Source organism: Dactylosporangium sp. NPDC050588 (genome assembly GCF_040654975.1).
Classification (GTDB): Bacteria; Actinomycetota; Actinomycetes; order Mycobacteriales; family Micromonosporaceae; genus Dactylosporangium; species Dactylosporangium maewongense.
In genome coordinates this window covers 89,192-102,316 of record NZ_JBFAJA010000012.1, presented here as the reverse complement: position 1 = coordinate 102,316, position 13,125 = coordinate 89,192, and the positions used below count along the sequence as shown (strand labels likewise).

12 protein-coding genes are annotated in these 13,125 nt (G+C 74.1%); 6 read left to right on the top strand and 6 right to left on the bottom strand.

The window, feature by feature from the left end:
• Positions 1-23 precede the first annotated feature (23 nt).
• Together AB0I21_RS10510 and AB0I21_RS10505 are read left to right on the top strand one after the other, a co-directional pair.
• On the top strand, positions 24-1,637 hold the full coding sequence (locus tag AB0I21_RS10510) for a CHASE3 domain-containing protein (protein ID WP_360560064.1): 1,614 nt from the start codon (positions 24-26) through the stop codon (positions 1,635-1,637).
• Positions 1,638-1,680: 43 nt separating this feature from the next.
• Positions 1,681-2,847: an ATP-binding protein gene (locus AB0I21_RS10505; protein ID WP_360560063.1), complete on the top strand. Its 1,167-nt coding sequence runs from the start codon at positions 1,681-1,683 to the stop codon at positions 2,845-2,847.
• A gap of 10 nt (positions 2,848-2,857) precedes the next feature.
• On the opposite strand, the gene AB0I21_RS10500 is transcribed toward AB0I21_RS10505, so the two are convergent.
• The gene (locus AB0I21_RS10500) at positions 2,858-5,587 is read right to left on the bottom strand and encodes an ATP-binding protein (RefSeq protein WP_360560062.1); all 2,730 of its coding nucleotides are present in this window, start codon (positions 5,585-5,587) and stop codon (positions 2,858-2,860) included.
• A gap of 40 nt (positions 5,588-5,627) precedes the next feature.
• On the bottom strand, positions 5,628-6,584 hold the full coding sequence (locus tag AB0I21_RS10495; protein ID WP_360560130.1) for a TIGR03885 family FMN-dependent LLM class oxidoreductase: 957 nt from the start codon (positions 6,582-6,584) through the stop codon (positions 5,628-5,630).
• Positions 6,585-6,634: 50 nt separating this feature from the next.
• On the opposite strand from AB0I21_RS10495, the gene AB0I21_RS10490 reads away from it, so the two are divergent.
• On the top strand, positions 6,635-7,705 hold the full coding sequence (locus tag AB0I21_RS10490) for a barstar family protein (RefSeq protein WP_360560061.1): 1,071 nt from the start codon (positions 6,635-6,637) through the stop codon (positions 7,703-7,705).
• Here the strand turns inward: AB0I21_RS10490 and AB0I21_RS10485 are convergent.
• Both AB0I21_RS10485 and AB0I21_RS10480 read right to left on the bottom strand, forming a co-directional pair.
• Positions 7,648-8,160 carry a hypothetical protein gene (locus AB0I21_RS10485; RefSeq protein ID WP_360560060.1) on the bottom strand — a complete coding sequence of 171 codons (513 nt, stop codon included), beginning with the start codon at positions 8,158-8,160 and terminating at the stop codon, positions 7,648-7,650. The two genes, AB0I21_RS10490 and AB0I21_RS10485, sit on opposite strands and share 58 nt — an antisense overlap.
• A 39-nt stretch (positions 8,161-8,199) precedes the next feature.
• Positions 8,200-8,865, bottom strand: coding sequence for an NAD(P)H-binding protein (locus tag AB0I21_RS10480; protein WP_360560059.1), 666 nt, complete (start codon positions 8,863-8,865; stop codon positions 8,200-8,202).
• Between the two features lie 48 nt (positions 8,866-8,913).
• Between AB0I21_RS10480 and AB0I21_RS10475 the strand changes: the two genes are divergently transcribed.
• Entirely contained in the window at positions 8,914-9,267 is a 354-nt protein-coding gene (locus AB0I21_RS10475; RefSeq protein ID WP_344514372.1) for a helix-turn-helix domain-containing protein, read from the top strand.
• An 8-nt stretch (positions 9,268-9,275) separates the two neighbouring features.
• On the opposite strand, the gene AB0I21_RS10470 is transcribed toward AB0I21_RS10475, so the two are convergent.
• Entirely contained in the window at positions 9,276-10,142 is an 867-nt protein-coding gene (locus AB0I21_RS10470; protein WP_360560058.1) for a hypothetical protein, read from the bottom strand.
• A gap of 57 nt (positions 10,143-10,199) precedes the next feature.
• A complete protein-coding gene (locus tag AB0I21_RS10465) occupies positions 10,200-11,282 on the bottom strand; it encodes a LacI family DNA-binding transcriptional regulator (protein ID WP_360560057.1) in 1,083 nt (360 codons plus the stop codon).
• Between the two features lie 76 nt (positions 11,283-11,358).
• On the opposite strand from AB0I21_RS10465, the gene AB0I21_RS10460 reads away from it, so the two are divergent.
• Both AB0I21_RS10460 and AB0I21_RS10455 read left to right on the top strand, forming a co-directional pair.
• Positions 11,359-12,258 carry a sugar ABC transporter permease gene (locus AB0I21_RS10460; RefSeq protein ID WP_360560056.1) on the top strand — a complete coding sequence of 300 codons (900 nt, stop codon included), beginning with the start codon at positions 11,359-11,361 and terminating at the stop codon, positions 12,256-12,258.
• Positions 12,255-13,100 carry a carbohydrate ABC transporter permease gene (locus AB0I21_RS10455; protein ID WP_360560055.1) on the top strand — a complete coding sequence of 282 codons (846 nt, stop codon included), beginning with the start codon at positions 12,255-12,257 and terminating at the stop codon, positions 13,098-13,100. The genes AB0I21_RS10460 and AB0I21_RS10455 overlap by 4 nt, the downstream gene beginning before the upstream one ends.
• The last annotated feature ends 25 nt before the right edge of the window (positions 13,101-13,125 follow it).

Sequence of the window (13,125 nt, the reverse complement as noted above, 5' to 3'; positions counted from 1 at the left end):
ACCGGATCGCGTACCGTGCTGCTGTGATCGGCTCGGATGGATACCCGGCCACCAGGGTGTGGGACCGGTGGAGCAGCACCCGGTGGTTCGCGTCGGTGCTGATCGCGATGGTGGTGCTCGTCGTGTGCGGCGCGGCCGTCGGCGCGGGGGTGCTGAGCCACACCGCGGCGGTGTCCAACCGGCTCAGCGACCGGATCTCCCCGGCCCGCACCGCGGTCGTCGAGCTGACCGCCGCCCTCGTCGACCAGGAGACCGGCGTCCGCGGCTTCCTGCTCAGCGGCGACGAGCGGTTCCTGGAGCCGTACGCGCGGGGCGTCGCCGGCGAGCGGACCCTGCTGTCCCGCATCCGGCAGCTGCTCGCCGGTGAGCCCGTCGCCCTCGCCGACCTCGACCGCGCCGAGACGCAGGCCCGCGAGTGGCGGACCACCGTCGCGGACCCGGCGATCGAGACCCGCCGCCGCGGCAGCGACCCGGCGGCCTTGCCGACGAGCACGGTCGACACGGTGCTCGCCGGCAAGGCCGCCTTCGACGCGGTCCGGGACCGGGTCGCGACCCTCGACAGGGACCTCGCCGCCATCCGGGACCAGGCCCGCGCGGACCTCGACACGGCCCGCCGGCTGCGCGACGGCGTGTTCATCGGGATGATCGGGTTCCTGCTGCTGTTCATCGTCGCGATCGCGGTGCTGCTGCGCGTGGTGGTGCTGCGGCCCCTCGACAGGCTCAGCGCCGGGGTGCGGCGGGTCGCCGGCGGCGACTTCGACCACCGGCTCGCCGCGGCCGGCCCGGCGGACCTGGCCCGGCTGACCGGCGACGTCGAGACGATGCGCCAGCGGGTCGTCGCCGCGCTCGTGGACAGCCAGCGGGCCCGGGCGAAGCTGGAGCAGCAGCAGCTCGAGCTGCACCGCTCCAACGCCGACCTGGAGCAGTTCGCCTACGTCGCCTCGCACGACCTGCAGGAGCCGCTGCGCAAGGTCGCCTCGTTCTGCCAGATGCTGCAGCGCCGCTACAGCGACCAGCTCGACGACAAGGCCCGGCAGTACATCGCCTTCGCCGTCGACGGCGCGACCCGGATGCAGCGGCTGATCACGGACCTGCTGACCTTCTCGCGCATCGGCCGGGTGTACGACGACAGCCGCTCCGTCGACCTCGACGACGTGATCGCGCAGGCGGAGGCGAACCTCGCGGGCGCGATCGCGGACCGCGGCGCCCGGATCGAGCGGCCGCCGCTGCCGACCGCGCCGGGCGACGTGACCCTGCTGACGATGCTGTGGCAGAACCTCATCAGCAACGCCATCAAGTTCCGCCACCCGGACCGGGACCCGGTGGTGCGGGTGGCGGTCGGCGAGGCCGGCGACATGTGGCAGTTCAGCGTCGAGGACAACGGCATCGGCATCGACCCGAAGTACGCGGACAAGATCTTCGTCATCTTCCAACGGCTGCACTCGCGGGAGACCTACACGGGGACGGGGATCGGGCTGGCGGTGTGCAAGAAGGTGGTCGAGTTCCACGGCGGCGAGATCCGCCTCGACGACACGTACCGCGACGGTGCCCGCTTCGTGTTCACCCTGCCCCGCGAGGCGGTGGCCGCCGACGAGCTGGACGCCGCGGGCGAACCGGAGGCGCTGGCCGTGCGCTGATGCGGGACGTGCACGGTGTGTAGCGCCATACAATCGTTGCGTAATGTGGCGGAGCATCGGTTTCGACGGGAGCGCCGGAGCGGCCCGTGCCGCCGCCGGCCTGTTCCTGCTCGCCGGCGTCCTCGCCGTCCTCGGCGTCGCCCAGCCGCACAGCCGCGGTGGCGACCTGCTCGTCGTCGCCGTCGCCGACTTCTGCATCGCGGCGGCCGCGTGGTGGGCGCCGTGGCGGCGGCTGCATCCGAGAGCGACCGTGGCGTTCGCGCTCGCGGGGCTGGTGGTGCTGGCGTTCTCGACGTGGGCGTTCGGCGGGACCGCCGCCGGCACCGGGCCGTTCTTCGTCCTGCTCTTCGCGTGGGTCGGGCTGCACCACCCGCCCTGGATCGCGTACGCCCTGTCGCCGCTGACCGCCGCCGCCTACATCGCGCCGCTGATCGCCACGCACCAGCCGCCCGAGGTCGTCGGCAGCGCCGTGGTGTTCGTGCCGGTCGTGACCGCCGTCGCGGTGCTCATCGCGGGGCGGGTCCGGCAGTGGCGGCGAGCCCAGGACGAGGTCGCCGCGGCCGAGCGGTGGCGGGCGTCGCTCATGCTGACCCTGGCGCACGACGTACGGTCGCCGCTGACCGCGGTGCAGGGTGCCCTGGAGCTGCTCGACGAGGACGCGGACCTGCCGCCGGAGCGCCGGGCCCGGCTGACCGCCGCCGCGCTGCGCCAGGTCGCCCGGATCGCGCGGCTGGCCAGCGGGCTGCTCGACGTCGGCCGGGTCGAGGACGGCAGGCTCAAGCTGGACCTGCGCCCCGTCCTGGTGCGCGCGGCGGTCGCGGACGCGGTCCTGCTCACCCCGCAGGCGGACGCCGTCGTCGACGTCGAGCCCGGCCTGACGGTGGTCGCCGACCCCGACCGCCTCGAGCAGATGCTGGTCAACCTGATCGGCAACGCCATGCGGCACGGCGCCGCCCCGATCTGCGTGAGCGCGTCGGCGTCCGGCGGGACCACGACGATCGCCGTCCGCGACCACGGTCCCGGGGTGCCGCGGGACGCCGTGAGCGCGTTGTTCAGCCGGTACGGCGGGGGAGCCGCGCCCCATTCCGTCGGCCTCGGTCTGTGGATCGTGCGCGAGCTGGCCCGGGCGCATGGCGGCGACCTCACCTACGAGCCCGCCCACCCCGGCGCGTGCTTCGTCATCACCCTGCCCGCCCGTGAGCGGGCGTGAGCGGCACGGCTCAGCCGAACGTCTGGTCCGAGGGGACGCGGGACCGCGCCGTGAAGCGGGCGGACTGCGCGACGGGCAGCGTGAAGGACAGCCTGGCCCCGCCGCCCGGGTTGTCGTTCGCGGTGATCGTGCCGCCGTGCCGCTCCACGACCCGCTGGCAGATGGCGAGCCCGAGGCCGGTGCCGGCGTAGTCCGCGGTGCGGTGCGCGCGGTGGAAACCGGTGAAGATCGCGTCGTGCTCGCCCTCCGGGATGCCGATGCCGCGGTCGGCGACGTCGACCCGGACCCACCCGGTGCCGTGCGGCGTCGCGCAGACGTCGACCCGCGCGGGCTGCCCCGGCGGCGTGTACTTCAGCGCGTTGCCGATCAGGTTGTCGAGCAGCTGCCGCAGCAGCGCCGGATCCGCGTGCACCGACGGCATGGCGCCGACGAAGATCTGCGGCGGCGGGCTGGTCGGGTCGGCGGCCTGCGCCGCGAGCCGCTCGGTGACCACGTCGTCGACGACGGCGCGCAGGTCGAGGTCCCGCGCGTCCAGCACGGCGTCGCGGGCCGCGGCGTAGCCGAGGAGGTCGTCGATGAGCCGTCGCATCCGGGCCGTCGTCGCCAGGGTCCGGTCCAGCACCGCCCGCTCCTCGCGGTGCTCCTGCCCGCACAGCCCGTCGCCGAGCGAGTCGCGGACGAACTCGGTGAACCCGCCGATCGCCGTCAGCGGGCTGCGCAGGTCGTGGGCGACGATGCCGGCGAACGCGGTCAGCTCGGCCTCCCGCTGCCGCAGCGCCGTGATCGTGTACGACGACGCGACCGCCCCCATGATCCGCCCCTCCCGGTCCCGCAGCGGCCGGGCATGCATCATCACCACCTGCTGGTGCCCGTCGGCCTGGGTCACGTGCGCCTCGACCCCGTCGACCCGCCGGCCGCGCAGCGCCACGAGCAGCGGCAGGTCGTGCTCGGCGAACGGGGTGCCGTCCGGGTGCGCCATCCGGACCCGGCGGCTGCTCTCGACCGCCGGCAGCGGCCCGCCGCCGCCGGCGTCGGCGCCGGCGTTGAGGCCCGGGATCGCGACCCGCGCCGCGCGGTTGGTGTGCACCAGCATGCCGTCGGCGTCGCAGGTGATGACGGTGACGTCCAGCGCGTCGAGGACCTGCCGCAGGTACGCCCGCTCGGTGGCGAGCTCGTCCCGGGCGGCGCGCAGCCCGGCCTCCGCCGCCTCCCGCAGCGACAGCTCCTCGCGCATCGCGGTGTTCGCCTCGGCGATCGCCCGGTCGGCGGCGGCGCGCGCCGTGACGTCGTGGAACACCGCGACCGCGCCCGGCCGGCCGGCGCTGCCGTGCAGCGGCCGCGCCGACACGGTGATGACGACCCCGTCCGGGTTGCCGTCGTTGCGGATCACCATCGGCACCTGGTCGCTGGCCTCCCCGGCAAGCGCCCGGGCGAGCGGCAGCTCCCCGGTGGGGAACGGGGTGACGCCGTCGGGCCGGAAGATCCCGTAGTGCGCCTGCCACGTGTCCGCGCCGTCCTGGCTGTCCTCCTCCACCCCGAGCAGCGCCTTGGCGGCCGGGTTGTGCAGCAGGAACCGGCCGTGCTCGTCGACCACCCCGACCCCGTCGCTGACGCTGTCGACCACGGCGGTGAGCAGGGCCGCGTGGTCGCGGGCGTCGGCCTCGGTGCGGCGCAGCCGCGCCGTCGCGGCCGCGACCCGGGCGTCCGCCCTGGCCCGCCCGGTGCCGAGCACGAACGTCAACAGGGCCAGCAGGCCGCCGAGGCCGAGACCCGCGGCCGTCATCGCCGCCGGGAACGGGCCCGCGCCGGGCAGGTCCGCGGCGACGACGCTGATCCGCAGCCGCCACCGCGCCTGCGCCACCGCGACGTCGACGGTCCGGTGGTCGGTCCGGTGCCGGTCGGACTCGGCGCGGACCGCGGCCACGGTGCCCTCGGTGCCGTCGGCGTCGCGCGCCGACAGCGTCACGTCCGCGCTGTTCTGGGCGCTGCGCCGCACCGCGGCCGTCATGAAGTCCTGCCCCCGCAGCCCCATCAGCACCCAGCCGAGGAACGGCCGCTCCCCGGCGGCGCCCGACACCGGCGGCGGGCCGGGCGTGCCGTAGACCGGGGCCGTCAGCACGAACGACTGCTGCCGCTGCCGCTCCGGCAGGTTCCGGTCGCGGATCAGCAGGTACGTGTCGGACACCGTGACCCGGCCGGACCGCCGGGCCTCGGCGAGGGCCCGCGTCGGCGCCGCCGCCTGGCTGACGTCGACGCCCAGCCCGCCGGCGGTGGAGCCGTCGAACGGCTCGCTGAAGATCGAGAAGATGTGGCCGGTCCCCGACCCGACCGGCGTGAGCGTCAGGCCCGGCACCCCGCGCTCGCGCCACAGCGCCTGCACCCGGCCGATCTCGCCGTCGTCGGCGGGCACCATGAACGCGATCGACGTGGCGCCCGCGAGCCCCATGTGCCGCAGCGGGTCGACGGCCCGGGCGAACTTCTCCGCGGTCAGCGGCTCGAACGCGCCGGTCGCGGCCGCCACGGTGCGCAGCGTGTCGACGTAGCGGCCGGTCTCGTGGACGACGGCCGCCGCGACCGAGCCGACCTTGCGGTCCAGGGCCTGCGTCATCGCCCGGTGCTGCGCGCGGTCCAGCACCACCCCGGCGCTGACCGCCATCGCCGCGGTGAGGACCGCGACGAGGCTGGCGAGGGCCCCGGCGCGCGACATCGCCCGCCCGGCCCGCCGCAGGACGGACCACACACCCGGTTATCGGAGCGCGCCGCCCCGACCTTCGGACTTTCTACCGCAGTTGTGGCAGGACCTTCGCGCCGAACGCGTCGATGAACTCGTCCTGCCGCTGCCCGACGTGGTGCAGGTAGATCTGGTCGAAGCCGAGTTCGGCGTACCCGTGCAGGATCTCGGCGTGCCGGCCCAGGTCGGCGCCGACGTGCACGGTGCCGGCGACCTGCTCCGGGGTCACGTGCTCGGACACCACGTCGAAGTGCCCGGCGGTCTCCAGGTCCCAGCAGACGGGCGGCGCGAAGACGTTGCTGCGCCACTGCTCGTGCGCGACGGCCAGGGCCTCCTCGTCCGTCGGCGCCCAGCTCAGATGCACCTGGAGGCAGAGGTCACCGCGCCCGCCGGCCGCCCGGTACGCGTCGATCATGCGGCGCAGGTGCTCGACCGGCTGGTTCACGGTGATCAGGCCGTCGGCCCACGCTCCGGCCCAGCCGGCGGTCTCCACGCTGACGGCCGCGCCGACCAGCCTGACCGGCTCGTCGGGGCGGGTCCACAGCCGCGCCCGGTCCACGGTGACGAGCCCGTCGTGGCTGACCTCCTCGCCGGCGAGCAGCGCCCGGATCACGTCGACGCACTCCCGCAGCCGTGCGGCGCGGACGTCCTTGCGCGGCCAGCCGTCGCCGGTGATGTGCTCGTTGCTGGCCTCGCCGGTGCCGAGCGCCGCCCAGAACCTTCCCGGGTACATCGCCGCGAGCGTCCCGATCGCCTGCGCGATGATCGCCGGGTGGTACCGCTGACCGGGCGCGTTGACGATCCCGAACGGCAGCGACGTCGCCTGCAGCGCCGCGCCGAGCCACGACCACGCGAACGCCGACTGCCCCTGCCGGGCGCTCCACGGCGAGAAGTGGTCGGAGCACATGGCCGCGCCGAACCCGGCGGCCTCCGCCCGCTCCACCGCGGCCAGCAGCTCGGACGGGTGGATCTGTTCGTGCGAGTTGTGCAACCCGAAGACCGTCATGCCGGCCCTCTTACCCATCGGCGCCCCGTCTCAATGCGATCCTTGCGGGCATGGTCGATGCGCGGGCGTCGTGGGCGTGGCCGTTTCCGGTGCGGGCGCTGGTCGTCGCGGACGGCGGGCAGCTGCTGGGGCGGTGCGCGGCCGTCGACGGGCTGTTCGTGGACGTGGCCGTGCCGCGGGAGATCGTGACCCTGCGCGGCTGCCGCCCCGGACCGGTGCCGGGCCACCTGGGCCGGGCGTGGATCGAGGGCCTGATCGCCGGCGAGGCCGTCCGCTGGTGGGAGCTGGACGACGCCGAGATCCTGACCGTCGGCGCCGCGGACGCCGGGCTGGTGGACGTGGTCCTGGGCGCCGGTGTCAGGAGCGTGGACGAGCTGCGCGGCGCCGGACCGGCGACCCGGTTCGACCTCAGCGGCCCCGGCCGGGTGGTCGTCGCCTCCGCGGACGCGGCGGACGGGCTGGACGTACACCGGCCGCCGCCACCACGGAGGTCGCTGCGGCTGATCGGGCTCGAGCCGCTCACCGCGCCGGGGGCGTGGCCCGACAGTGAGGTGCGGGTGCTGCCGCTGGACGACACGGGCCGGGCCATGGCGGAGATCGACGTGTCCGCGCCGGTCGAGGCGACCGTCGCGTCGGTGCTCGGCGGCGGGCTGCTGGACGTGCGCGTCCCCGCCTTCGACCTGCCGGGCCAGGACGCGCGGCCCGCCTGGGAGATCTGGCGCCGGGGGCGGCCGCGCGAGCCCGGGCTGTGGCGCGACCTGGCCGAGCCGGCGAGGGAGGCCTGGCTGGACCTCACCTACGGCACCCTGGAGGCGGGCCGGCCCGACCGCTCCGGCGGCGTGCACCACCTCACCGGCGGCGACGTCACGGACCACACCGGGCTGCACTGCGCGCTGAGCGAGGCGATCGCCGGCCCCGGCGGGTACTACGGGCGGGAGTGGAACGCGTTGCGCGACTGCCTCGGCGGCGGCTTCGGCGTGGCGCCTCCCTTCACGCTCATCTGGCACGGGTTCGCGGCGTCGGGACGGGTGTTCGACCGCGACCCCGCCTCCGGCCGGACGTATCAGGACGACATCGTCGATCTGTTGCGCCGCAGGCGGGTCGTCGTGGTCCCGCAGTAGCGGCTCACAGGTTGACCGTGCTGCGGTGGCCGGTGGACGGCCAGGCCGTTGATGCGCAGGCGGTCGCTGCCCGCCCACCACTCCTTGTTGCGGTTGACGACGATCGCCGCGTGCCGGTCGCCGGCCTCGACCAGCGCGCCGAGCCCTTCGCCGGGCGTGCTGGTGAGCAGGCGGACGAGCCGGTCGGTGCGCTGGAACGGCGTGAAGTAGAAGTGGTGCGTCGCGGCGCCCTCCCGCAGCACCGCGAACTCGTACCGGGTGCCGCCGTCCGCCTCGATCGGCCCGAACGCGCCGTCGCCCGACAGCCCGGCGGTGGCGACGAGCCGGGTGCGGTCGCCGAGCCGGTCGAGGGCGTAGACCCGCAGGGTGCCCGCCGGCACGCCGGCGTTGACGGGGAACAGCACGGCCCGGCCGGACAGCGTGATCCGCCGCTGCGGCACCCCCAGGTGGTCCACGGAAGCGGTGCGTGTCTACGGCCGGGCCGTGCGTTCAGTTCAGTGGAAGACCGACACCCGGCGGCGGTGCAGGGTCGGCGTCTCGACCTCGTCGAGCACGGCGACGGCCAGGTCCGCGTAGGACAGCCCCGACGCGGGCAGGCGCTCGCCGCCGATCCGGTACCGGCCGAGCCGCGGTCCCGCCGCGTCCAACCCGGCCGGTGGGGTGAGCATCAGCCAGTCGACGCCGGCGCCGGCCGCGCGCAGGCGATCCAGGCCCGCGGCGTGCGACAGCGCGAACGGCCGCAGGTGCGCGGGGAACGCCGCCGGGTCGTCGTGGACCGGCCGGCCGCCGTCGCCCAGCAGATTCGCGAACAGGCCGATGACCACGAGCCGCCGCACCCCGGCCCGCGGCAGCCCGTCGAGGAGGGCGTCGGCGGCGTCGGCGAAGAACCGGGCATCGAGCGGGCCGAGCGCGGCGAGCGCCTCGGGGCCCGACGCCGGGGTGACCGCGCTGACCGCGGCCGAGTGCCCGCGCGCGATCGACGCCGTCGCCGGCCCGTCGCGCACGTCGCCCCGCACCACGTGCACGCCTTCTGCCGCGATGTCCGGGTGCCTGGACGGGTCGCGGACCACCGCGGTGACCTGATGGCCGCGGGCGAGCGCCTCGGCGGTGACCGCCCGCCCCGCCCTGCCGCCCGCTCCGAAGATGACGATGCCACTCATGGGCCGGACGGTAGCCGCGCCGGCACCGGTTACTGCAACCATACCGGGATGGACCTGGACCCGCGGATGTTCGACCCGGTGTGCCCCTCCGGCGCGCTGCCGTTCCAGATCGGCGACAAGTGGACGGCGATGGTGGTGCTGTGCCTGGAGCACGGCCCGCGCCGCTTCACCGAGCTGCGGGTCCCGCTGCGCGCCGTGACGCCGAAGGTGCTCACGGAGACGCTGCGGGCGATGGAGCGCGACGGGCTCGTGGTGCGCACCGCGTACGCGGAAAATCCACCGCGCGTTGAATATGCGCTGACCGATCTCGGTCGCACGCTGCTGACGCTCATCGAGGCGGTGCGGGCCTGGAGTGCCGAGCACCTTCCCGCGCTGCTGGCCGCCCGCGCCGCCAACTCCTGACGCCCCGGCTACTCCTGTGGCGGTTGCGGCGTCGGTACGGTCGGCGCCGGCGGCTCGACCGGTGCGGGCTGTTCCTGTTCCCCCGGCTGCTCCTGAGGCGTTTGCGGCGGCTGCACGACAGGCGCCGGCGACCCAGCCGGTGCGGCGTGTGCGACCGGTGCGGCGTACGCGAGCTGCGCGGCGGGTGCGACGTGCGCCGACGGGTCCGGGCAGATGAAGTACGGGCCCGGGTAGGCCGGCCACGCGGGCGGTACCGGCGCGGCGGCCCGCGGCACGAAGTACCGGTGCGCCGGCGGCAGCGCGAGCAGCAGGACGACCGCCACGCTGAGCGTCACGACGAGGAACAGGCCGAGGGCGCCGCCCAGGAACGCGAGGTCGGAGAAGTCCTCGACGCGGTCCCAGAGGGTCGACTGGAACTGCGACGACTCCGGCGAGTCCCACGACGCCCCGTCGTCGACGACCACGTCGGAGTCCCAGTCGGCGGTGGCGAGCAGTGGCAGCATCAGGAGTCCGCCGCACATCTGCAGCGTGATCAGCAGCAACTGGCCGGCCGCGGCGACGAAGACGAAGATCCGGGCGACGTTGCTGCCGCGCAGCACCGGCAGCGCCGTGATCCCGAGCCACAGCGCCAGGACCAGGGTGGGCACCCCCACGAACAACGCGGAGAACAGGTTTCCGGTGCGCTCGGTGTCGACCTCCCGCGGGTCCACGCCCGGCACCATCCCGGCCGCCCGCGAGATCTCCGCGTCGTAGTGAACCGCGTACGCGACGACCAGTCCCACCACGGTCAGCAACACCGCCGCGGCGGCCAGCTGCAACCAGAACGCCACGGTCACCTGTGCGGGCCGCGCCGGCCGCTGGACATCGACAGTCACAGCACGCGACCCTACGGGCGGGACGCCCCCGCGGCCTACAGCCGTTCGGTCAGCCCGTCAACGGCCGGCGTCCGGCGGCGGGGCGGTGCTGGCGCGGGGGATCAGGCGGGTGGGGACGAGGTCGGTGCCGGGGTCGGCGGGCTCGTTGCGGAGCTGGCGGAGCAGGGCCTGGACGCAGCGGCGGCCGACCTCGGCGAAGTCCTGGTGCACGGTGGTCAGCGGCGGCAGGTAGGACGACGCGTCGGCGATGTCGTCGAAGCCGACGACGCTGACGTGCCCGGGGACCGGGCGGCCGCGCTCGTGCAGGGCGCGCAGGACGCCGAGGGCCATCTGGTCGTTGGCGGCGAACACGGCGGTGCAGTCGGGGTGGGCGGCGAGCCGCAGGCCGGCCCGGTAGCCGGACTCGGCGGACCAGTCGCCGCGCTCGACCGGCGGCACGGGGCGGCCGGCCGCCTCCAGCTCGGCGCGCCAGGCCTTCGCGCGGCGGTCGCTGGCGAAGGACTCGGCCGGGCCGGCGACGTGCCAGACGGTGCGGTGGCCCAGATCGAGCAGGTGCCGGACGGCCTGGCGGGCGCCGTCGGCCTGGTCGGTGTCCACGACCGGGTAGCGGTCGCCGGCGTCGGAGTCGACGACGACCACGTGCACGCCGGGCGGGAGGGCGACGGTGCTGGCGTCGAGCAGGTGGATCTCGAGGATGACGATGACGCCGTCGACGGCGAGCTCGCCCATGCGCGTGAACGCGCCCAGCACGTTGTCCTGGGTCGGCATGTCGACGGGGATCAGCGTGATGGCGTAGCCCTCGGCGGCGGCGTGGGTGGCGATCGCCTCGACGGTGCGGCTGTTGCCGGTCGAGGAGAGCCCGAACAGGATGACGCCGATGGTGTTGAACTGCCCGTAGCGCAGCGAGCGGGCCGCGCTGTTGGGCCGGTAGCCGAGCTCCCGCATCGCGGCGAGGACCTGCTCGCGGGTCGCCTCGATGACGCCGGGGTGGCCGTTGGAGACGCGCGAGACGGTCTGCGACGACACGCCGGCGAGCGCGGCCACGTCGGCCATCGAGACGCGCTGCTTGCGGCGGCCGCCGGGCACGTCCGAGCCGCCGCGCTGCACCCCGGCGGCCGGGCGGATCGCGTCGACGTCCATCGCTTGCTCCTTGACGGTCCTGGTGAGGGGTGCCACTATACCGGCACCCACGTTTACGTAAACATCGTCCACCGCGGTGCGCGATGTTTACGTAAACACCGACGTAGAGGAGGTCATCGTGGCGCGGGTCGGCTGGCTGTTCACGGCCCCGTTCCTGGCGGTCTTCGCGCTCGTGTTCCTCGCCCCGATCGGCTACGGCGTCTACCTGAGCCTGTTCGACACCAAGTTGATCGGCGGCACCACGTTCGCCGGCGCCGCCAACTACGCCAAGGCGCTCAGCGACCCGCAGTTCTGGTCCTCGTTCGGCCGGGTGGCGCTGTTCCTCGCCGTCCAGGTGCCGGTCATGCTGTTCCTGGCGCTGCTGCTCGCGCTCGCCATCGACAGCGGCCGGCTGCACGGCGCCGCGTTCTTCCGGATCTCGGTGTTCCTGCCCTACGCGGTGCCGGCGGTCGTCGCCGCGCTCATGTGGGGCTTCATGTACGGCGACCGCTTCGGCCTGGTCGGCAACCTCGAACGGGCCCTGCACGTCACCCTGCCCGACCTGCTGTCGCCCGACGTCGTCCTCGCGTCCATCGGCAACATCGTGACCTGGGAGTTCGTCGGCTACAACATGCTGATCCTGTACTCGGCGCTGCGGGTGGTGAACCCGTCGCTGTACGAGGCCGCGGAGATCGACGGCGCCGGGCAGATCCGGATCGTGCGGGTGATCAAACTGCCCGCGCTGCGCGGGCCGCTGCTCATCGCGACCATCTTCTCGATCATCGGCAGCTTCCAGCTGTTCAACGAGCCGAGCATCCTCAAGACCCTGGCGCCCAACTCGATCAGCACGTTCTACACGCCCAACCTGTACGCCTACTCGCTGTCGTTCTCCGGGCAGCAGTACAACTACTCCGCCACGATCGCCGTCGTCATGGGCGTCATCACGATGGTCGTCGCCTACCTGGTGCAGCTGCGCGGCCTGCGGAGGGCGTCGTGAGGCGCCGCCGCAGCGTCACGCTGACCGCCGCCTGCTCCCTGATGCTCGTCTACAGCCTGCTCCCGCTGGTGTGGCTGCTCATCAACGCGACGAAGACGCAGGACGGGCTGCTCAGCTCGTTCGGCCTGTGGTTCGCCGACGACTTCGCGTTCCTCGGCAACGTCGCCGACACGTTCACCTACGACGGCGGCATCTTCACCCGCTGGCTGCTCAACACGCTGTTCTACGTGGTCGCCGGCGCGGGTGGGGCGACCCTGCTCGCGGCCCTGGCCGGCTACGGGCTGGCGAAGTTCGACTTCCCCGGGCGCAGGGCCGTGTTCGCGGTCGTCCTCGGGGCCGTCGCGGTGCCGGGCACCGCCCTCGCCGTGCCGACGTTCCTGATGTTCTCCGGGCTCGGCCTCACCAACACCCCCTGGGCGATCATCGTGCCCTCGCTGGTCTCCCCGTTCGGCCTGTACCTGATGTGGAACTTCGCCGGCGACTCGGTGCCCGACGAGCTGCTCGAGTCGGCGCGCGTCGACGGCGCGGGGGAGCTGCGCACGTTCTTCTCCATCGGGTGCCCGCTCATGGCGCCCGGCGCCGTCACCGTCCTGCTGTTCAACGTCGTCGCGACCTGGAACAACTACTTCCTGCCGCTGATCATGCTGAAAGACCCTGACTGGTATCCGCTCACCCTCGGGCTCAAGTCCTGGAACCAGCAGGCGACGACCGCCGGCGGCGAGGCCGTCTTCAACCTCGTCATCACCGGCTCGCTGCTCACGATCGTGCCGCTCATCGCCGCGTTCCTGCTGCTGCAACGGTTCTGGCAGTCGGGCCTCAACGCCGGGGGCGTCAAGGAATGACACCCCACCCCAATGAGAAGGGAAT